Here is a 19,592-nt window from a genome sequence, read left to right on the forward strand (position 1 = left end):
TTTCTTACATCTTTATATCAGACTGTGTCAAACCATGTCCAAAAAGTGAGTGGGGAATGCATGGGGAGGATATTCGTCATTTCTACAGCATTTAACGTGAATTGGCGCGCAGGTCGTCAAATAAGATGGTTTGCAGGTAACGCTCGGCCGCACTGGGGAAAACGGTGACGATCACTTTGCCACGATTCTGCTCTTTATGTGCTTCCTGCATGGCTGCCCAGGCAACTGCTCCGCTACTGATGCCAATGGAGAGTCCTTCTTCTTTCATCACCTGGATCGCTGTTTCGACGGCGTTATGGTCGGTGACGGGGATGACACGATCAATCAGATCAACACGTAAGGTATCTGGAATAAAACCTGAGCCCAGCCCTTCAATACGATGTGGACCAGGACGGCCACCGGAGAGGACGGCACAGGTAGCTGGTTCGACAGCGATGACTTCAAGTCCAGGTTTGTGCGCGCGTAAACCTTCAGCCAAACCTGTTAAGGTTCCCCCTGTTCCCACTCCAATTACGATCATATCTACGGTCCCGGCCGTCTGCTCCCAGATCTCGACTGCGGTTCCATCACGATGCGCGCGGGGATTGGCCTGATTGTAGAATTGCTGCGGATACCAGGTGTTGGGCAATGTGGTGCGCAACTCGATAATTTTATTGATCGCTCCACGCATCCCTTGCGCGGCTGGCGTCAGGATTATTTCTGCCCCGAAACGTTGCAGGAGGAGTCGGCGTTCCAGACTTATGGTGTCCGGCATGGTCAGAATACAGTGATAGCCACGGGCGGCGGCAATGGCGGCGAGGGAGATACCCATATTTCCACTGGTCGGCTCTATAATGGTGCTGCCAGGTCGGAGGAGGCCTTGCATCTCCGCCTCAAGGATCATTTGTAGTGCCACTCGATCTTTGGAACTACCTCCGGGACTAAACATTTCCAGTTTGGCTAACACTTTAGCTACTGCGCCAGGCTGTGCACCGGGAGTCTCTTCCTCGGCAGCAAAACGTCGTAATTCAATAAGGGGAGTACGACCGACTAGTTCAGACGCATTTTTCGTCCAATGCACCATAAAGCTTTGCTTGCCTTCTTTCTGTAAAGTTACTCCTCGGGTAATAATGCACGGACAATACTGACTAATTCTTGTACGTTAAATGGTTTGCGCAGAAGAATACTGGCCTGTAATCCCATCCGGTGCAGTTCCCAGTCATGACTCCCGGTAATCACAACGATTGGTGTGTTCTTTGTGCTACTATGCCCACGCAAATATTTGTAGAGAGAACCACCATCTAAATTGGGTAATCCCACATCCATGAGCACCAGGTTGGCTCCGATCTGGGGGAGTTGATCTTTGGCGGACTGGCCATCGGCAAAAATATGTAGACGCCATGGACCAGACAGATGTAGCACATCACAGAACATTTCTGTCAACCGTGGATCATCCTCAACAATAGCGATTAATTTGCGCTTCTCTGCTGCTTCAGCCACGTGCAACCATCCCCCCTTTTCACACATCCTTATGCTTTCACCGTTGCGAGGGGAAAGCTTGAGTACAAAACTGACACGCAAGACGTGTCAGTTTCCTGCTCTTTTTTCTGATCACTTGAGCACAAGAAGAAACACTACCTACTATATATAGTACATTGTCTCTTCTGTATTACCTGTGCGATGCTTTTGGGCTAATTCTTCAATTGTGGTTGCATTTAAGATTTGCTGGGTGACTGTGTCTATTTGTTGCCAAACATCACGTAAAGCACAGCCGGGAGAAAGCTTGCAAAAATCGGGATTGGGCAAACATTCCATGGGCGGAACGTATCCTTCAAGGGCCTGCATCACTTGTGCCATCGTAACTTGACTTGGCGCTTTTGCGAGCATGTGCCCACCTTTTGGACCACGAACGCTTTTCACCAATCCTTCTTTACGTAACACCATGAGGATCTGATCGAGATATTGCTCTGGAATATGCTGCCGGCCCGCAATATCCGCGCTTTCAATCGGCCCTTGCCCGTAATAGGCTGCCATGTCGAGCATTGCTCGCAGGCCATAGTCTCCCTTCATTGTTAACTTCATCTTGGGGCCTTTCAATTGGGCAAAGTGACTGAGTTTAGATAGCTGTTTATCTAGTGTTAGGATATATCAGTAGAGAATGCATGTCAATGGTTTTAACCTTAAAGTTGACTAAACTGGTAAACTTTGTATGGATTAATAAATGCTAAGCAGTAATCCAAATTGATTAAATTATGCTGAGAATGAGAGTAAACAGAAGCATTAGACTTGCAGGTGCAGACAGAGGTATCTATAATGAAGCTTAGAAACACCAGCGCGATCTTTTCTCTATTCTGATGCCTGCTTGTGTTTATTGGTGGACTACTGGGAGAGAAAAACTATGCAACAAGGCACTACCTGGCAAACAAACCAGGATAATCAGCAACAGTTAAAGGTGCTTGTCGTTGACGATGAGGATAACATTATTGAGCTTATTCGGCTCGGTCTACGCTATGAGGGCTTTCAGGTTGAGGTAGCATCAGATGGTGAGCAGGGGATCGCACTGGCCCAAAGGATCGATCCGGATCTGGTAATCCTTGATGTGATGATGCCTGGTATTGATGGTCTTGAGGTCTGCCGACGGCTCCGTAGCAATCCAACGACGCGTGATGTTCCTGTGTTAATGCTTACCGCCAAGGATGAGGTGGGGGATCGTATTCTCGGTCTCCAGACTGGGGCCGATGATTATTTAACGAAGCCTTTTGATTTTTATGAGCTGCTGGAACGTATTAAGGCTATTTTACGTCGTCAAAGTCGCTCGAAGTCTTCTCAAAGAGAGAACAGTGGAGAAGATGCTGCTCAGGTACTACAATTTGGCGATCTACGTATGAATACAGCGACCCGTGAAGTGACGCGCTCCGGTCGGCAGATTGAGTTGACGGCGACTGAGTATAATTTGCTGCATCTCTTCATGAGTCATCCCCGCCAGGTATTGGATCGCCAGACGATCCTTAATCGCGTCTGGGGCTACGATTTTTTAGGTGAGACAAATATTATTGAGGTCTATGTACGCTACCTGCGCGAAAAAATTGAGGAATCGCCTAGTTCGCCTCGTTTAATTGTGACGGTTCGTGGCGTAGGCTATGTGTTAAAGGGGTGAAGCGTTTTCGACCCTCTCGTGTTAGTTGTCATGCGGAGTTCAACATCATGTCAGACCACAATGCTATGGGATTGCGAAGTTGGTTAGCTCATCGATCTTCTCAGATCAAAGCTAATCAGCTTCTGTCATCGGGAAATTTGTACTTGATGGGCCCGGCAAAGGATGAAGAGACGACACAGCCATTGGATGTTTCCCCCTCAAATGGGGGTGGAAATCGTCAGCGCGATAATGCCCCATCCTGGCTGCGGCCGTTCTTTAGCCTGCGTGTGCAACTGACGTTTGCGTATGCATTGTTGTTGATTCTGGTGGTGGCTTTTGCAGGCCTCTTGCTTAACCAGCAGGTTTCTACTCCCTATATGATGCTGGTGATGCTGGTACTGGTGGTGGTTGGCTCCGCTCTGGCTTACTTTGTGACTTCGCTTTTGTTGCGGCCTCTGGCACGCGTGACTGATGCGGCACAGGCAATTGCGATGGGCGATCTGGCCCAGCGCGAACGTTTACCACTACGTCTACCTCCACAGGATGAGATCGATCGTCTATCCGGCAGTGTGGATGCGATGGTTTCTCGCCTTGAGAAATCTGAGGAGCTACAGTTGGCTTCCCAGGATCGCTTCCATCAGTTTTTCTCGGATGCATCCCACCAATTGCGTACACCACTGACTTCTATCCGTGGTTTCACCGAACTGCTGCTCCGTGGAGCCAAAGACGATCCTGAGACGTCACAACGCATCCTCAAGCGCATGAAAAATGAATCTGAACGGATGACGTTGCTGATCAATGATCTCCTGACCCTGGCTCGCCTGGATGATACACATCCCATGAAATTACAATATGTCGACATGATCGATATGGCTTTACAGGGCATTGAACAAACCAAGACACGCGCCAATGATGAGCGCAAAATTCGCTTACAACTTGCCTATAATGATAAGCTAGGTGTACAGGCAGATAAAGAACGTATGCAGCAGTTGCTCTTCATCTTGCTGGATAATGCGTTAAAATATGGCCGATCCGCTCCTCAGGGCGAGATTACACTAAAGTTGGATAAACAGCAGGGGCAGGTGGCGGTCAGTGTGATTGATAATGGCGATGGAATTCCTAATGAGGATTTAGAGCATATTTTTGAGGCCTTTTATCGCGGTCGCCATCGCTCTTCTTCTAATGCGACACCAGTTATTGGGACCGGACTTGGCCTGACCATTGCTTCTGCGATTGTGCGCGCTCATAATGGCGCGATTACCGCATGTAGCGAGCCTGGCAATACTGAATTCAAGGTGCTTTTACCTTGTGCAGACTAAATTGCTTGTGTATTCAGGTTGAAAACTCAACTACGCATCTTTCCTACACAGATTGACCATCGCTGGTTTACCATGATACACTGCCTGAAGTAAAAATAAGGGTAATATGGTTGTAGGACAATCCTTATAGCCACCCGGATAAAGGTAAGATATTGCTATGTGGACCTCTACGATGGACCTTGACCAGAAAAAGGTTCTGCTAACGCAGCTACTTGGTCACTTTTACCATGATATATATTTTTCGTCTTATTCACCGTTACAAGTCCAGAATCTGCCACGTCAATCTCTACCCGAAAGCAGTTGGGTGCGTGTTCGCAATCGCCTTTCCGGTATTTGTGGCAGTGATATACACCAGCTTTTCAAGGGCGGCGGTGATCAACGAGTGGCCTCAGCGGCAACTCCCAGTCAAAAAGAATTCTATCCCGGCCATGAGGTGGTTGGCGAAGTGATTGAGGTGGGCGATGATGTGCAACGGGTACATGTAGGTGATCGCGTTGCTCTGCAATGGCATCCCAATTGTATCACGGCTGGCGTCCAATCTCTGTGCCATGCCTGCTCGACGGGTAACTATAATCTTTGTGATCATGGCTCTTTCCTGGCCCCTCAACCATTGGGTGGCGGCTGGAGCGAGGAAATGTTACTCCATGAACAACAATTGTTCCGCGTGCCTACAGGCTTAAGCGATGAACAGGCGGTAATGCTGGAACCAGCCGCGGTTGCCATGCATGCCGTTCTGCGCCATCTTCCCCATCCCGGTGAACGCGTCTTGATCATTGGGGCAGGCACAGTTGGACTGATTACACAGCAGATTGTGCGCGCACTGGTGCCGCAAAGTGAGATCAGTGTGCTGGCACGCTATCCATTTCAATTGGAACAGGCAACACGCCTGGGTGCGGCCCATATCATTTATCCTAATAGCGCTTATGAGGGTATTCAGAAGGCGACCAATGCCAAACTCTATCAGGGCATCTTTGGCAATCAGGTGCTGCAGGGTGGCTATGATGTCATTTATGATACGGTCGGACAGAAAACTAGCTGGTTCCATCAAAGTACCCTGCACCATGCTCTACGCTGGGTACGCTCTAAAGGGACGGTAGTCCTGGTTGGCATGAGCCAGCATCCAATAGGCATCGATCTAACCCCCCTTTGGAATCAGGAGATTTCGCTGCTGGGTAGTAATAGCCATGGGGTGGAGTATTGGCCATTAGATAGTAATGAGCATACCTCGACGTTCCGGGTTGTCTCTGAGCTGATGCAGCAACGACGTATTACGCCCGAGCAGTTTATTACCCATCATTTTGCATTGGATAACTATAAGCATGCTTTACTGACGGCAAAGAACAAGGCTGAGAGCCGAGCCATCAAAGTGGTCTTTGATTATTCGCTCTTGCCCGCTTCGGTCGTGCCAAATGTGCGGGCTTCAGCTCCTCGTATTCGTCGCCAATCGACGATCAACTTTATGGAGCACTCAAGTGATGAGGTCAGACGTTCAGGCGAATATCCACTCAATGTTCCGCTGACACCCGGGCAGAAAGAAATTCCGTCCGCGCAGCCACATACCAAAGAATTGGCCCGCTCACCGAAGCCAGTCCGGACACAGGAAGAATATGATGATGATGATACCGCTACTGCACTGCCGGCCATCGGTCGCCGTGTAACCGGCAATATCCGCTCTTATGTACCTCAGTCCCAGATGCAGGAACATGTTGAGCTTCCTAATCTCCAGCAAGAAGAGGTCGTTCCAGCCCAGGGACCAGGATATGACGCGGAAGATGCTGAAGATCAGGATATGGCGGATAAAACTCAGCGTATCTCACGATCCCAGTTGATTCCTCAGACTGAAACAGATCTGCACCTGGATTCAGATGCTACCACGCTTTTCTCGCGTAGCTCTATTCCTCTTTCTACTGATCATGCGAATGAAGCTGACCAGGAGGCGCACGAGGAGCCAGTAGAGTCTGCTCATCCTGAACTTGTTGGTGAAGATCTGGAGTCTGTCCCTCATCCTGAACTTGTCGGTGAAGATCTGGAGTCCGTCCCTCATCCTGAACTTGCCACTGATGTTGAGGCCGAACAGCTTGCATATGCGCAACAAAATGAGGACGAGCATGTCGAGGCTACCGAGCAGGATCAACGAGAAGTACCAGCCCTTGAGAGCCCGGCTATCTCTCTGGATTCCGCTTTTCCGCATACTATACATACGGAAGAAGCAGCGGCCGATCCTATGGCTGAGACACCACTGTCAACGTCAACAGAGATACCACCCGCCTCTTTTGATGAAACAGATGTGACATCTGAGCCCGAAGAGGAACCTGTCAGCATAGCCGAACCTCAGGAACAAGCTGTAAGCTATGAGAGTGGGCATAAAGAAGAAGACCTGGTATCTGAACAGGAGATATCTATGCCTCCCGCTGATGAAGTTCTGGAGACATCCTCGACGGCACCTGAAGAGGAGACACCAAGTAACGCGGAGCCAGTAACTGCGGAAGTGGATGAGGAAGGAACAGAGATTATCTCATCTGCTGATGCATTACCACAAATAGCAGAACCACAGACGGCACGTGCTCAACAGCCACGGTCTCGCACCCGCAAAAAGAGGGCGGGTAGTCGCTAACAGCGATCAGATAATGATCACAAGGCGATAGATTACGTTAAATATGGTCTGCTTGTGGGTTATATATAATACCAGAGGGACCAGAAACCTGATCTATCGCCTCTTTCTTTGCCCGATGGTGCTGTGGGGGGCTTACGTAGTAGCAAATTATTTGGAGTAAAGAATGAGTAACCATGAATCGCCATTTGAACCCTCAGATGGTGAGACTATACATAACAATCTGGTTGATGCATCACCGACGAAGCATCAATTTCGATCTATTCCGGGTGTATCACGTTCTATCCCGCTATATCCAACAAGCCAACAGGCTGATGACCAGACAGGTGAGACTACAGTATCCAACCCTTCAGAAGCCACAGTAGCGCCTGAAAGTCCGGAACTGGGGAAGAAGCCACATACGCCACGCAGACCAATAAATATACGTCTGCTAGTGCCACTGGTGCTACTGGCTGTACTGATTATTGGGGGAAGTTTGCTTGGATCACAATTTATCTATGGTCGTACAGCCTCAAATACACCTGCGCTCCCATCCAATCATACCGCGACCAATGTTGGTAATTTTGTCACGCCGCCTTTGACCAGTCAACAGGTTGATAATCTGCGCCACCTTTCGGCACACATGAAGTATCGGCAACTGGCGTATCTTACGGTCTCGAAAATGTCTCTGGAACAGGAGATCGGGCAGATTATGATGGTGGAGTTTCAGGAGAATGGCTATTCACCTGCCCTGGATACAATGATCCATAATTTACATGTCGGTGGCGTGATCATGTATCAACGCCAGATTAATACAGTGGCCCAGACCAAAAGAGATGTCCAGCACATGCAGCAGCGAGCCGATTTTCCTTTGTTGATCTCCGCGGATGAGGAGGGCTGGAATGTGCATCGTCTGACCAACATATATCCACCTCGCCTGTCAGCATACGATATCCATGCCAGCAAGAATGTGTCTGTCGCAACCAGTGAGGGCAAGAAAGTTGCCCATGATCTGCTTTCGGTGGGCATCAATACCAACTTTGCCCCGGACGTAGATGTCTCAACGGATGATGGCTATATCGGCTATGATCAACGCTCATTCGGTCCTACACCTGAGGATGTGATTACATATGCCGGCGCTTATACGAAAGCGATGCAGGAAAATGGCGTCATTGCCAGTATGAAACACTTTCCAGGACTTGGTAGCGCGCCAAAATCGACCGATCCGCATGCGGTCTTTGTGACGATCAAGCAGTCTAAAGAGCAGCTATATCACACTGATCTGGTCCCGTTCCAGCACTTCATCACTGCCCGTGACAAAATGCAACAACCCGGTCTGATTATGTCGACCGATGAACTGGTACCTTCCATCGATCCAACCTATATTGCAGAACTCTCGCCAACCTTTATGACTAAGATACTGCGCCAGGAGATGGGATACGATGGGGTAGCGGTGACCGATGCTTTATCGATGCTGGGAGTCCAGGTCAATGGCCGGCACCTCAGTCTGCCTGAAGCTGGTTTGATGGCACTCAAAGCTGGGAATGATCTGCTGCTGGGTGCTGGGAGTCCCGCAAGTCTACAGGCTATGGTTAACGCCATCAAAACAGCTGTAAAAAATGGGACCCTCTCAAAAAGCCGACTGGATGAAGCGGCGACACGCGTCCTGGCACTAAAAATGGAACGCAATCTGATCCCAACCGTTCCACCAGAGGCAGCCTGATTAACAGGTGACGTGCACATCCTTGTAATGATGGTGCGATAAACAATCCCAGTGATTATACTGACGTACACATCCTTGTAATACTGATGGTGCCCTGGATGGGTGGCCGCGGCCACCCATCCAGGGCACCATCAGTATTCAGGCGAGCGCCATCGGCGCGAGACCACAAACAAATATCCTATCCAATTAAGGCTAAGATCCTCGCTGTAACCGCTCAATAATATCTTTTAAGCGCCGCGTCTCAGAAGCGTGCTGTTCACGCATCCTGACCATCTCCTGCTCCAATTCATCCTGCATGCGCTCCATGCGGTCCTTCATATGCAGGATTGCCTCCACACCAGCCAGATTAACACCCAGGTCACGCATCAGGCCGCGTATCTGAATAACGCGCTCAATATCATAATCAGAATATAATCTTGGACTATGTGGACTGGCACCTTTGCGCGCAGGAGAGATGAGTCCTAAACGTTCGTAATGACGCAAGGTTTGTTCGTGGACATCAGCCCGTTGGGCGGCAATACTGATTATGTACCAGGCGCCATCACCATTGTCTAGCATGATTACTCCACTCTCCTTCTGCCACGTTATGAATGGGCTTCGACTCCACGACTGCGTGCTAACTGCTCAAAGAGTTCTCTTTCTTTGTCAGAGAGCTGCATTGGCAAGACAACTTTGACGTGGGCATAAAGGTTACCACTACCCTCACCACGCAGGCGGGGCATGCCTTTACCGGTCAGACGAAATTGTCGATCGTTCTGGGTCTCAGACGGGATGGTCAGTAAGAATTTGCGTCCATCGGGTGCGGGGACGGCAACTTCACCACCAAGCATGGCTTTGACTAGCTCAACATTTACATCTACATGCAGGTCATCGCCTCTGCGCTCAAAGGTAGGATCTGGCTTGACGCTAATCACAAGGTACAGGTCTCCACGTGGTCCACCACCGATACCTGGCTGACCTTCTCCGGCTACACGAATCTTTGAACCATTATCAACGCCAGCGGGAATCTTGACCTGCAAGCGTTTGCTCTTTGGTATTTGTCCCTGACCCGAACAGGTGGGACAGGTTTTGTTATTGACTTCACCTGTACCACGACAGGTAGCACAGATCTCAGTGGATTGGATATTGAAGGTACGTGAACCACCCATATAAGCTTCTTGCATACTTACTTCTACGGGTTGCTCAATACTATCTCCGGCGCGCCGACGCAGGTCATCGCGCATACCACCACCCATACCTGCTGTACGGGCACCAGCACTACCATTGCTACGGCCAAAGAGAGCCTCGAAGAAATCAGAGAAGCCACTGGCACCACCAGCATCAAAGTCAAAGGGTGAGCGTGCGCCACCACCATAGGAGTAAGTGCGCCGGCCAGCGGGGTTAGGCCCAAATTGCTCTTGCCAGTTTGGTCCCAGTGTATCATAGCGTTTGCGCTTTTCAGCATCTGAGAGCACCTCATAGGCCTCATTGATCTCTTTAAATTTCTCTTCGGCCTTTTTATCGCCAGGGTTAACGTCAGGATGATACTTACGAGCCAGTTTCCGGAAGGCTTTTTTGATGTCGTCCGAGCTTGCGCCTCGTGCCACCCCCAATATTTTGTAATAATCTTTATAATCCATGTCCAAGCCCTCTTACAGAATATTGCATACGAGGCACGATCAGTACCTCCGTCCGTTTGGGTCTTACTTGTTGCCAACACTCACTTTAACACGGGCCGGACGCAGTGTCTCTTCGCCTAAAGTATAGCCTTTGCGCAACTCTTCCAGCACCATGCCATCCGGTTGCTCACTGCTCTCAACTGCTTCAACTGCCTCATGCATATAGGGATTGAATGCCTCGCCAACAGTGGGGACTGCGTTAAGTCCTTCACCTCGTAAGACTTCGTTCATTTGCCATTGGAGCATATGCAAGGTATGCTGAATCTGTGTTTTATCCATAGTATCTTCATACACCAGCGCACGCTCAACATTGTCCATAACTTCCAGTAATTTATTGAATAAGGCCTTTTTCTGATACAGAACACGATCCGAGACCAGGCGCTCCTGACGCTTACGGAAATTATCCCAGTCCGCGCGCTCGCGAAGATATTTATTCCAGTTTTCAACAGCCTCTTTCTTAGACTGAGCCAACTGAGCTTCCAGATCTGCGATACGCTGATCTACATTCTTTTCTGCACCATTTGTTCCCTGTTGATCTATCGTATTAGCCTGTTCGGCTGATTTATCACGCTGCTCTTCCATTACGTTTATAAGTCTCCTTACTATGTCTATCTATCTATAACCATAAGGATATGTACAAGCTTTATTGCCATAACAGTATAAAACTTGAGTCAACCACTGTCAAGTTTTCTGACAGCAAGCAATTTCATTCATTATTTTGCCAGCGCAACCACGAGTATGAAGAGAGAACACATCGTAGCGGCAGGGCTCGTCCCTGCTACCTGTCCACGTACGACCAGGTACAAGCCAGAATCCAGACGCTCCTTGCTATACTTGCCTCATCGCGATCACATGTTTAAGGAACATTTCATACGTGGACAGGTAGCAGGGACGAGCCCTGCCGCTACTCGTCGACCATTTCTTGCCATTCCTGGGACCAGAGTTCACCACGGGTAAGGAGGATGGGCCCCATGAGGGTGTCTTGTTGGATGTTGATGCGTTCCCATTTCCAGAGTTCGAGGACGGCGATGAAGGTGACGATGATCACAAGGCGCGAGGTTTCGCTGGCGATGATTTCTTCCAGGAGGATGGATGAGGCGTTGGTGAGGTGTGCCCGGATCTTGGCGATGCGTTCACTGACACGTACACGGGCGGTGGGCATCAGTTCGGTCCCCCGAGCAGGCTTTTTTTCTTGGAGTTCGAGCAGGCGCTGAAAGGTGCGAGATAGGGCGCTGGCTTCCATGTCTACCAGGGTCGGTGGCGTCCAGGCGAGTTGCGCTTCGATACCTGCCAGGAGACTGGACCGACTGTAGGTTTGCAAGCCTTGCTCTTCACGTTGCCTGAGGGTGTCGGCGATGTCTTTAGCAAGTTTGTATTCAAATAGATGTCTCTGAAGCTCGTCGGCCATCGATACGGCGCTGCCGGGCTCGTTATTCTCTTGTTCGCGTGGGGCCTGTGGCAGCAGACTTTGCGATTTAATAAATAGCAGGCGGGCCGCGATAGAGACAAAGGCGGCCATGTTGGCCAGGGGCAGGGCGTTTTGCTCTTCCCAGAGGTGGAGTTGCGCTAGATATTGATCGGTGACCGCGAGTAAGGAGATAGTAGTGATCTCCATCTGACGCTTTTCGATCAGGCGTAAGAGCAGGTCCAGCGGTCCTTCAAAGACGGGCAGATGGACGATATAACGCATCTGCTCTTCTGCGGTGGGATCTGTATCTGGCTGCTCTATCGTCATCAGGATACCTCATCAACCTGATGGAGTTCGGCTGCGGGTCCGTGTGGCTGGTGATGGGTGCGAATATAGAGGATGGCTCGCTCTGATAGACCCGTGGCGGCGGCGAGCAGGGCTCCAACTTCAGCATGATACCAGGCATAACTGATGGATTGACGCCAGCGGGGCTGCGGCTCAAGCTCGATGCGCTCGGGCTCAATGACGGTGCGCTGCAAGAGTGAGGGGGCAAAACGCTTGCCCAATACAATAGCGGGACGCGTCCAGAACGGGACACGCCCCTCGGCTTTGCCAACATCGTGGAGCAATGCGGCCGCCAGCATGTCAGGTTCCTGGCATCCTCTCTCCTGAAGTCCACGGCAGACACGCAGACTGTGTTGCTGATCCGCCTGGGTCATGGTGCGGAAAAGATTGAGCGCAGGCCGGGATAGCCAGCGCTCTACTTCTCTGTAATCTTCAGTGGTCATGGATGGTACAAACCCTAGTTGCTGCCGTACCTGCCGCAAACGATAAATGACGGTGTTTACCAACTTCATATGTGCCTTCTAGCGAAAGATGAACTGACCATATCCGTAATATCCGTAATATTGCTCCAGTGGCGCACCAGCCACTAAGGAGGCCAGCGTCAACGCCAGGAGTTGAATATAATAGGCCAGCCGGAACAATGGGAACGAACTGAGGGCCGGGGTGAATTGTACCAGGAAGGGCAGGAAGAAAAAGATGATCAGGATAATAAAAGGACCATAAGCCGCTGAACGCGCGAATTGCACTGCCTGACGACTGGGTAGCAGGGTATAGAGCACCTGATAGCCATCCAATGGATACAGGGGAATCAGGTTAAAGATGGCCAGACTGATATTTACGCTGGCAAAAACAGTCAGGAACTTCATCACAAAATTAAGGGCGATATTGTCTCCTGTAATTGGGATAATCACCCGTGTCAGAGCTGCCACCGCCAGGCCGACCAATAAACTAAATAGAGGGCCCGCGCAGGCCACTAATAAGACGCCAGTATTAGCACCCACCTTCATTTTCCAGGGATCAGGCTTAAGTGGGCGCCCCCAGCCCAGTCCAACGGAGGATTGAAAGGCCATGATCACGCACATCAATGTTCCAATTGGATCAACATGTGAGCCTAAGCGCAAAGTTCTACGTTCAGTGGTACCAGCGGTACGATCTCCTAGTTGGTAGGCCATTTGTGCATGTGCCCATTCGTGCAGGGGGATGGCTGCAAGAAATGAGACGATTATCATTAACGATAAGATCACATCTAACATTCACTCACTCGTTCTTTCAAGCTAAAAGATCTATCTCCATGCCCTCACAGGCGGAGCGCGTCTGCGCAAAGTGCGCCCGGGCTTCTGCTTCCATTAAATCTAATTGATTATCGTCGTATGTCGGTTCATGGTGAAATAAGATAAGTTCCTGAACTCCCGCTATACGCGCTGCCAGGGTGGCCATGAAAACAGTACTATGGCCGAAGCCTTGCTTCTCTTTCTCATAATCCGGCGTCGTATATTGCGCGTCGTGAATCAGTAGGTCAGCGCCCGCGATGAAATCTAGAAATGATTGCTCAATATCACCGTTCCACTCCACATCTGTTGCATAAACAACGCTACGCCCCGCATACTCTATACGATAAATAATAGCACCATCTGAGGGGTGGCTGTGGGTAAATCTGGCGAGAATCCGAATTTCCCCTTCAGCAGCGGTCGGCGCTTTCTCAGTGCCAGTGGTTACAACAGGATCCTTGGCCCCGCGCTTCCAGGTAATACATTGATCATCTACAATCGTATGAAATGTTCGCTGCGATGGCAGTTGCCGCACATCCACAGGGAAATACGGTGGAGACATTAATGGCACCATCAACTCTTCTATGCTGTGCCCGGCCAGCTGAGGTCCAAAAAGATGGAGATTGGTACGGGGATCAAAAAGTGGAGAAAAAAACGGAAATCCTAGCAAATGGTCGCTATGTCCATGGGTAATAAATAATGAGACGTTTAAGTCGGCTCGGCCATTCATCTTTTGCATCAGGGCTGAACTCAGACCAATGATCCCGCTTCCGGCATCAAAAATAAGCGTCTGCCCTCCTGCTCGAATTTCGACACAGGAAGTGTTACCGCCATGGCGCAGTGTATGCGAACCGGGAGTAGGATAACTACCGCGTACTCCCCAAAATCGTACCAGAAAACGCGATTCCTCGACATTGGCCATAAAAATACTGCTCCTACGCAACCTACTTTGTGTGATAGCTGGCTCACCATATTATAACGTCTGATGAAAGTCTTGAAAAGGTCGCTTCATGGCTATTTGAAACGATTAAACAAGTTCAACCGTGAACTTATTGTTAAGTAAAGGTTAATTAACGCACCGAAATAATCTAAATACTCTTATTACCTCATATGAAGCGCATATGAAGGATTTTTTGCACCATGGAGGAATGGAGATGGCCTCTCTTCGACAAAATCAACAACCTGGAAATTCTGGGCAAAATGCTAAACAAAAAGCTCAGGAGCTCACATCCGATGCCGCTGATAATATCAAGTCTGGCACCAAAACTGCTGGTGAGTTTGCGAAAAAGTTCTATCACGACTGGTCTCACCATCTGACTCAGGCGCTTACATTTGGTCTGGTCACTTCTGTGATACCTTTAGGGATGCTGCTCATTGCTATTATTGGCGGTTTTATTGGTACCCTTAGTACTAGTGCCCGGACTCAGTTTATTAAGCATCTGCAATCGGTACTACCACCACAGATTTTGCCGACTGACATCACCAATTCAGCGCTCCAGAAGTTTTCACAAAGCTCAGGTATCTGGATTTTTGTCAGTGTTATCGTGGCGATTTTCTTTGGCTCACGTCTCTTTACCCTGCTTGAGGCCTGTTTCGATATTATCTATCGTGTTCCTCAGCGTCCTATGAAGCAGAAAAACATTCTGGCCATTATTATGGTGTTTGTATTCATGATCCTGACACCATTGCTGGTCTTAACTTCATTGATCCCAGAACAATTGGTATCAATACTGCGGGATACACCAATAGCCTCCAGTATGGTCAATCGCATTATCGGTATTATCGGTAGCTTGCTGGTTTCATTTATATTGTTCGAGGTTATGTATACCTTTATCCCCAATCGTAAAGGTACATTAAAAGGACGCCTGCGGGCCAGTATTCCTGGGGCAATCGCGGCTGCCGTGGTCTTACAGATCGGACTGGTGCTCTTCCCACTTTATATCCGCAACTATACCAGCGGTATCGTGGGACAGATTGCTTTTGCACTGGTGTTTATGCTTTTCTTCTATGTCATTTCACTGGTGATCTTGATTGGTGCCACAGTAAATGCATACTTTGTGGAAAATGTTCCTCCCGCCCAAAACGACTTTGTGACGCGCCTTAGCCGCAGTCGTTAATTTCCCCAACTTTTCTGATAGGAGCATTGCAGGTGATGAATTCTTTACCTGCAATGCTCTTTTTCATCTGCTTGATGACATCCCTCTTCCAACCCACCGATATGATACAATGGATAGGCGGAGCATGCTCTTTAGGCGGTGCTCCAGGCTACGAGGAGTTTTCTATCCATGTGGAAACAGGGACGTTTTTTCCCCCTGAGAGTTTGGTTGGCGGGAATGCTGCTACTGTTGCTTGTGTTTTTGAGCACAGCTTGCTCAGATAATCAAAGCACGCTTCCTCCACCTGCGACAAAGGATCTGATTGCACGCTCGCAAAAGGCGATTCAGCAAGTCAGGTCCTATCATTTTCATCTGACGACGGATAATGCGGGTTCTTCTGGCGGTGATGCGCTGGTTGTGACGGATGCAACCGGGGATATGGTTACGCCGGATAAACTTCAGGCTCGGGCCGATGCGACGGTGAATAAGACGGCGCTTCAAGTAGATATTGTCGCGATCGGCGCTAGAGAATATTATACGGATCCGATTACGGGCCGCTGGACGCGTACAAATGATCTACTCGATCCACGCACGCTGTCAGATGCACAGACTGGCGTTTCGGCTATGCTGGGAAACTTTCATGCCACTGGCCGTCCTACGGCTGGCTCGGTAACTGATCGGACATGCTGGTATGTAACTGGTCAATTACCTGCACGCTATCTGGCAGCGATTACTCAGGGCGGGACACCAACTGAAGGCACGGTACAGGCCAGCATCTGCGTTGGAGAAACAGACTATTATCCCTACCAGATTCGCATTCAGGGTGTGGTCATTCAAGGGGATACAGCGGAGACGCAGCGCATCTTTACGTTGTCTGACTTTAATACACCGGTCTCGATTAACGAACCCAAACTCCCGTAAATTTTTGCTTGCGAACACCTGATACGTCTGCTTTCCTCAGGCGTCTATGTTTTATAGAAGACTTCTAAGACAATCACCTATTGGTTTCAACTTTGAGTGAGGGCAAGGAGCGCACGACATGGCTACAAAGCGGCATGCAGCACGACTGGCTTTATTTGCTGTCTGCGTGTCTGTCTTTTTAACGGCCCTGGATCAAACGGTTGTGGTGACGGCCTTGCCACAGGTTATTACGGATCTCCATATCCCGCCCACTCAGTTGGACCATGCGGCCTGGATTGTCAGTGGCTATTTGCTCGGCTATGTGATTGTGATGCCCCTGATGGGTCGTGTCTCGGACCTCTATGGTCGTCGACTGGTATTAATCATTTGCCTCTCTATTTTCGCTCTAGGCTCGCTTCTGTGTGCATTGGCTCCACAACTTGGCAGATGGTGGCCACTGGACTTTTTACAGGGGTCCGTGATCGATATCCATTATCCTGGACTTGTCTGGCTGGTGCTTGCGCGCTTTATCCAGGCGGCTGGCGGTGGTGCGGTGGTTCCGGTGGCGATGGCGGTGGCGGCTGATTTCTATGGTGTGGGTCACCGGGGCATTGTGCTGGGCTTAATCGGGATGGTGACGGAGGCCGGCGGGATGCTTGGTCCTCTCTATGGTTCGTTACTGGTACAACACTGGAACTGGCCGGCTATCTTCTATGTGAATATCCCGCTTGTTGCTTTGATTATGCTCCTCATTTTTCTCTATGTTCCACCTTCAGACCAGGATAATCCAGTCACTACTACAGGGAGGCGCATAGATTGGTTTGGCGCACTGGTATTGGGCACGGTCCTGCTGTGCCTGAGTCTGGGATTATCCCAGGGGGCGGCACAATTTATCCCTCAGCCACTCATCAACACATCCACGACAACGGTGACGCATAACTATTGGTTCGTGCTGGCGGCGCTCTTACTGCTGGCAATCTTTGTGTTCCTGCAATGGTACTTGTCCCGTCACGGGCGCTGGCCGCTAATCGAACTGGATCTCTTTAAGCGACCGGCATTTAGTGCCGCGGCACTGGTCAGTCTGTTGATAGGGGCTGCGCTGATCATTGCGATGGTGGATATTCCCATTTTCTTTCTAACTGTCTACGATGGCGATTCCCTGGAGAGTGGACTGGCCTTGCTGCGCTTGACGGCACTGATACCAGTGGGAGCTTTACTGGGCGGTTGGCTCTGTGGGCGTATAACATGTCGCTGGACGGCGGTAGCAGGACTGCTACTAGCGGCGCTGGGTTTCTGGCTGATGCATCTCTGGCCTTTGAGTCGCGATTGGAATTTGATTACGATCAGCGCGTTTTGTGGTGGCCTGGGCTTTGGCCTGGTGATCGCGCCGATCAGTACGACGGCGGTGAATGCGGTGGGTACGTGGCGGTTGGGGATGGCATCCTCAATTGTGACTATCCTGCGTATGATCGGTATGATTCTGGGCCTGGCCGCGCTCACCTCATGGGGTCTGGCGCGCTTCCGCGCATCAGTGGCCTTGTTTACGGTGCCCGCAGGCGTTACAACATTGAGTCCTGAATATAATACACTCTATTTTCGCTATATCACGATCGCTGCACACGACGTTTATGGTAGTACGTTTCTGGCTGCCGGTATACTCTGCCTGCTGGCTTTACTGCCAGCCCTCTTGCTTGAGGGTATAAACACCCATAATATACCATCCCAGGAACAATCAAGCGATCAACTCAATCCCACATCACTTAAGCAGCCAATTGGGCAGGAAAGCGAGGCAAGCAGTAGCTATGGGCACAGGAAGAAATAAGGATTCTCATAATGGCTGGCATCCTCAGGATGAGGATCGCTTTGTGGATAATCGCTATATTCATGATGAGGATTATGCTGACTACGAGGACTACGATGATTATGAGGAACCTCCAGCCCGTGCTAGCCGCGTGTCTCGGGCCTCTCGTCCTCCGGGTACGATTCCCCCACGGCGCAGGTATGAGGATGTGCCTTCTCGTCCCCGACAACAGCCGCCACGGCGCGCCGTACGACAAATACCAGTGCCTCAAAAGCGCAGGACCTGGCCAACACTCTTACTGGGTTGTTTCATCGGCATGGTACTGGTTATTGGCGTATTGGCCCTGCTGGTGGTATTGGGCATTAACTCAATTCAAAATGGTGGGAAGATTGCTGGTCTACCAGGCCTGCCCGTCAAAAAACCATACACCCAGACGCTGAAACAGGATGTGAAGCTGACACAGATCGCCAGTATTCAGGTCTGCGACAAAATTGGCAATGTTAATCTCAAAGTTGATCCCGCAGCCACCACGACTACTGTAAGTGCATTGAAAACTGTGCAGGCAACCAGTGATGCTGAAGGGAAAACACTGCTTAATCAGGTTGCGGTTGAGGTCCAACCGCCAGCGACACAAACAAAACCTTTAAGTTGCTCTTCCACGCAGACCGCCACTCCAACGGCAGGGGCAACGCCAACTCCAGCAACAGGCACTGCCGATAGCGCCAATGCTTTGATTATTAATGTGACATTGCCCAAACCAGTTGATAATCAGGTCGATCTAACCATTACCATGCCCCCAGGAATAATTCAAGCGACCGACCATCCTACTGCCCCCATCCATATTGAGGCACTCAAAGGTAATATCGCCGTGGATGGATTGAGTGGCATCTTCAACCTGCATGGACTTGATGGCAATGTTACCGTTTCGCATGCTGTGCTGGCCGATGGTTCCGTGCTTGAGACCGGCCAGGGGAATGTGGGCTTTAGTGGCTTTCTCCTGCTACCTACCGATCCTCAGGCCAATGGCCGCTATATGTTACGCAACGAAAAAGGCAAGATTGACGTGACATTGCCTGCCAATACCAACGTCACCCTGGATGCCAACACCAACATTGGGGCTGTCCATAGCGAATTTCCCATTACCGTCAACAATAACGGCGGACCCGTCAATTACCATGGTCCGCTTAATCCCACCGCCACCAATACAGCGCCAGCAACTCTTGTCCTAGATGTTAGCACCGGCGACGTTCATATACAGAAGGCCAAAGAAATGACACAGTAATATAGCTTGCTTGAAGTGACAAGCAAGCTAAAGTATAATGGCACATGATCAGGAAACAGTTACCGCCTGGGAAGCAAAGTTATTATG

At 50.0% G+C, this 19,592-nt stretch carries 18 protein-coding genes; 8 read left to right on the forward strand and 10 right to left on the reverse strand.

The window, feature by feature from the left end; all coding sequences use genetic code 11:
• Nucleotides 1–91: 91 nt before the first annotated feature.
• From cysK to EL633_RS08055, 3 genes are all read right to left on the reverse strand, one after another.
• The gene (gene cysK / locus EL633_RS08045) at nt 92–1,063 is read right to left on the reverse strand and encodes a cysteine synthase A (protein WP_126626690.1); all 972 of its coding nucleotides are present in this window, start codon (nt 1,061–1,063) and stop codon (nt 92–94) included.
• 29 nt (nt 1,064–1,092) lie between these two features.
• Nucleotides 1,093–1,479 (reverse strand): response regulator transcription factor, encoded by a 387-nt coding sequence (locus EL633_RS08050; protein ID WP_161982029.1) that lies wholly within the window; start codon nt 1,477–1,479, stop codon nt 1,093–1,095.
• A 141-nt stretch (nt 1,480–1,620) separates the two neighbouring features.
• On the reverse strand, nt 1,621–2,061 hold the full coding sequence (locus EL633_RS08055) for an RrF2 family transcriptional regulator (protein ID WP_126626692.1): 441 nt from the start codon (nt 2,059–2,061) through the stop codon (nt 1,621–1,623).
• Nucleotides 2,062–2,377: 316 nt separating this feature from the next.
• Here EL633_RS08055 and EL633_RS08060 point away from each other — a divergent pair, with 316 nt between their 5' ends.
• The 4 genes from EL633_RS08060 (at nt 2,378) to EL633_RS08075 (ending at nt 8,747) form a co-directional block, all read left to right on the forward strand.
• A complete protein-coding gene (locus EL633_RS08060) occupies nt 2,378–3,136 on the forward strand; it encodes a response regulator transcription factor (RefSeq protein WP_126626693.1) in 759 nt (252 codons plus the stop codon).
• Between the two features lie 47 nt (nt 3,137–3,183).
• Nucleotides 3,184–4,434, forward strand: coding sequence for a sensor histidine kinase (locus EL633_RS08065; protein WP_126626694.1), 1,251 nt, complete (start codon nt 3,184–3,186; stop codon nt 4,432–4,434).
• A gap of 157 nt (nt 4,435–4,591) precedes the next feature.
• Nucleotides 4,592–7,048 carry an alcohol dehydrogenase catalytic domain-containing protein gene (locus EL633_RS08070; protein WP_126626695.1) on the forward strand — a complete coding sequence of 819 codons (2,457 nt, stop codon included), beginning with the start codon at nt 4,592–4,594 and terminating at the stop codon, nt 7,046–7,048.
• Between the two features lie 163 nt (nt 7,049–7,211).
• The gene (locus EL633_RS08075; protein ID WP_126626696.1) at nt 7,212–8,747 is read left to right on the forward strand and encodes a glycoside hydrolase family 3 protein; all 1,536 of its coding nucleotides are present in this window, start codon (nt 7,212–7,214) and stop codon (nt 8,745–8,747) included.
• A gap of 192 nt (nt 8,748–8,939) precedes the next feature.
• Here the strand turns inward: EL633_RS08075 and EL633_RS08080 are convergent, their stop codons facing one another.
• The 7 genes from EL633_RS08080 to EL633_RS08110 form a co-directional block, all read right to left on the reverse strand.
• On the reverse strand, nt 8,940–9,305 hold the full coding sequence (locus EL633_RS08080; RefSeq protein ID WP_126626697.1) for a MerR family transcriptional regulator: 366 nt from the start codon (nt 9,303–9,305) through the stop codon (nt 8,940–8,942).
• Between the two features lie 26 nt (nt 9,306–9,331).
• Nucleotides 9,332–10,366 carry a DnaJ C-terminal domain-containing protein gene (locus tag EL633_RS08085; RefSeq protein WP_126626698.1) on the reverse strand — a complete coding sequence of 345 codons (1,035 nt, stop codon included), beginning with the start codon at nt 10,364–10,366 and terminating at the stop codon, nt 9,332–9,334.
• Nucleotides 10,367–10,429: 63 nt separating this feature from the next.
• Complete coding sequence (locus tag EL633_RS08090; RefSeq protein ID WP_126626699.1) at nt 10,430–10,987, reverse strand: nucleotide exchange factor GrpE; 558 nt, start codon at nt 10,985–10,987, stop codon at nt 10,430–10,432.
• 322 nt (nt 10,988–11,309) lie between these two features.
• Nucleotides 11,310–12,140, reverse strand: a complete 831-nt coding sequence (locus tag EL633_RS08095) for a segregation and condensation protein A (protein ID WP_126626700.1) — start codon at nt 12,138–12,140, stop codon at nt 11,310–11,312.
• Entirely contained in the window at nt 12,140–12,670 is a 531-nt protein-coding gene (locus EL633_RS08100; protein ID WP_126626701.1) for a hypothetical protein, read from the reverse strand. Before EL633_RS08100 ends, EL633_RS08095 begins: the two co-directional genes overlap by 1 nt.
• 9 nt (nt 12,671–12,679) lie before the next feature.
• A complete protein-coding gene (locus tag EL633_RS08105) occupies nt 12,680–13,411 on the reverse strand; it encodes a site-2 protease family protein (RefSeq protein WP_126626702.1) in 732 nt (243 codons plus the stop codon).
• Nucleotides 13,412–13,427: 16 nt separating this feature from the next.
• Nucleotides 13,428–14,348 (reverse strand): MBL fold metallo-hydrolase, encoded by a 921-nt coding sequence (locus tag EL633_RS08110; RefSeq protein ID WP_126626703.1) that lies wholly within the window; start codon nt 14,346–14,348, stop codon nt 13,428–13,430.
• 232 nt (nt 14,349–14,580) lie between these two features.
• On the opposite strand from EL633_RS08110, the gene EL633_RS08115 reads away from it, so the two are divergent.
• The 4 genes from EL633_RS08115 to EL633_RS08130 all read left to right on the forward strand — a co-directional run bounded on the left by EL633_RS08115 (nt 14,581) and on the right by EL633_RS08130 (nt 19,505).
• A complete protein-coding gene (locus EL633_RS08115) occupies nt 14,581–15,543 on the forward strand; it encodes a YihY/virulence factor BrkB family protein (protein ID WP_161982030.1) in 963 nt (320 codons plus the stop codon).
• Between the two features lie 168 nt (nt 15,544–15,711).
• Entirely contained in the window at nt 15,712–16,443 is a 732-nt protein-coding gene (locus tag EL633_RS08120; RefSeq protein ID WP_126626705.1) for an LppX_LprAFG lipoprotein, read from the forward strand.
• 118 nt (nt 16,444–16,561) lie between these two features.
• On the forward strand, nt 16,562–18,244 hold the full coding sequence (locus EL633_RS08125) for an MFS transporter (RefSeq protein ID WP_126626706.1): 1,683 nt from the start codon (nt 16,562–16,564) through the stop codon (nt 18,242–18,244).
• Nucleotides 18,225–19,505: a DUF4097 family beta strand repeat-containing protein gene (locus tag EL633_RS08130; RefSeq protein ID WP_126626707.1), complete on the forward strand. Its 1,281-nt coding sequence runs from the start codon at nt 18,225–18,227 to the stop codon at nt 19,503–19,505. The genes EL633_RS08125 and EL633_RS08130 overlap by 20 nt, the downstream gene beginning before the upstream one ends.
• Nucleotides 19,506–19,592: the final 87 nt, after the last annotated feature.

The sequence above is a fragment of the Dictyobacter alpinus genome (assembly GCF_003967575.1).
GTDB lineage: Bacteria > Chloroflexota > Ktedonobacteria > Ktedonobacterales > Ktedonobacteraceae > Dictyobacter > Dictyobacter alpinus.

What these genes read in the sequence shown, in the direction of transcription:
- cysK (WP_126626690.1), bottom strand. Translation starts at nt 1,063, where the DNA reads ATGGTGCATTGGACGAAAAATGCGTCTGAACTAGTCGGTCGTACTCCC.
- EL633_RS08110 (WP_126626703.1), bottom strand. Translation starts at nt 14,348, where the DNA reads ATGGCCAATGTCGAGGAATCGCGTTTTCTGGTACGATTTTGGGGAGTA.
- EL633_RS08070 (WP_126626695.1), top strand. Translation starts at nt 4,592, where the DNA reads ATGTGGACCTCTACGATGGACCTTGACCAGAAAAAGGTTCTGCTAACG.
- EL633_RS08080 (WP_126626697.1), bottom strand. Translation starts at nt 9,305, where the DNA reads ATGCTAGACAATGGTGATGGCGCCTGGTACATAATCAGTATTGCCGCC.
- EL633_RS08125 (WP_126626706.1), top strand. Translation starts at nt 16,562, where the DNA reads ATGGCTACAAAGCGGCATGCAGCACGACTGGCTTTATTTGCTGTCTGC.
- EL633_RS08095 (WP_126626700.1), bottom strand. Translation starts at nt 12,140, where the DNA reads ATGACGATAGAGCAGCCAGATACAGATCCCACCGCAGAAGAGCAGATG.
- EL633_RS08100 (WP_126626701.1), bottom strand. Translation starts at nt 12,670, where the DNA reads ATGAAGTTGGTAAACACCGTCATTTATCGTTTGCGGCAGGTACGGCAG.
- EL633_RS08115 (WP_161982030.1), top strand. Translation starts at nt 14,581, where the DNA reads ATGGCCTCTCTTCGACAAAATCAACAACCTGGAAATTCTGGGCAAAAT.
- EL633_RS08090 (WP_126626699.1), bottom strand. Translation starts at nt 10,987, where the DNA reads ATGGAAGAGCAGCGTGATAAATCAGCCGAACAGGCTAATACGATAGAT.
- EL633_RS08085 (WP_126626698.1), bottom strand. Translation starts at nt 10,366, where the DNA reads ATGGATTATAAAGATTATTACAAAATATTGGGGGTGGCACGAGGCGCA.
- EL633_RS08075 (WP_126626696.1), top strand. Translation starts at nt 7,212, where the DNA reads ATGAGTAACCATGAATCGCCATTTGAACCCTCAGATGGTGAGACTATA.
- EL633_RS08120 (WP_126626705.1), top strand. Translation starts at nt 15,712, where the DNA reads ATGTGGAAACAGGGACGTTTTTTCCCCCTGAGAGTTTGGTTGGCGGGA.
- EL633_RS08065 (WP_126626694.1), top strand. Translation starts at nt 3,184, where the DNA reads ATGTCAGACCACAATGCTATGGGATTGCGAAGTTGGTTAGCTCATCGA.
- EL633_RS08130 (WP_126626707.1), top strand. Translation starts at nt 18,225, where the DNA reads ATGGGCACAGGAAGAAATAAGGATTCTCATAATGGCTGGCATCCTCAG.
- EL633_RS08055 (WP_126626692.1), bottom strand. Translation starts at nt 2,061, where the DNA reads ATGAAGTTAACAATGAAGGGAGACTATGGCCTGCGAGCAATGCTCGAC.
- EL633_RS08105 (WP_126626702.1), bottom strand. Translation starts at nt 13,411, where the DNA reads ATGTTAGATGTGATCTTATCGTTAATGATAATCGTCTCATTTCTTGCA.
- EL633_RS08060 (WP_126626693.1), top strand. Translation starts at nt 2,378, where the DNA reads ATGCAACAAGGCACTACCTGGCAAACAAACCAGGATAATCAGCAACAG.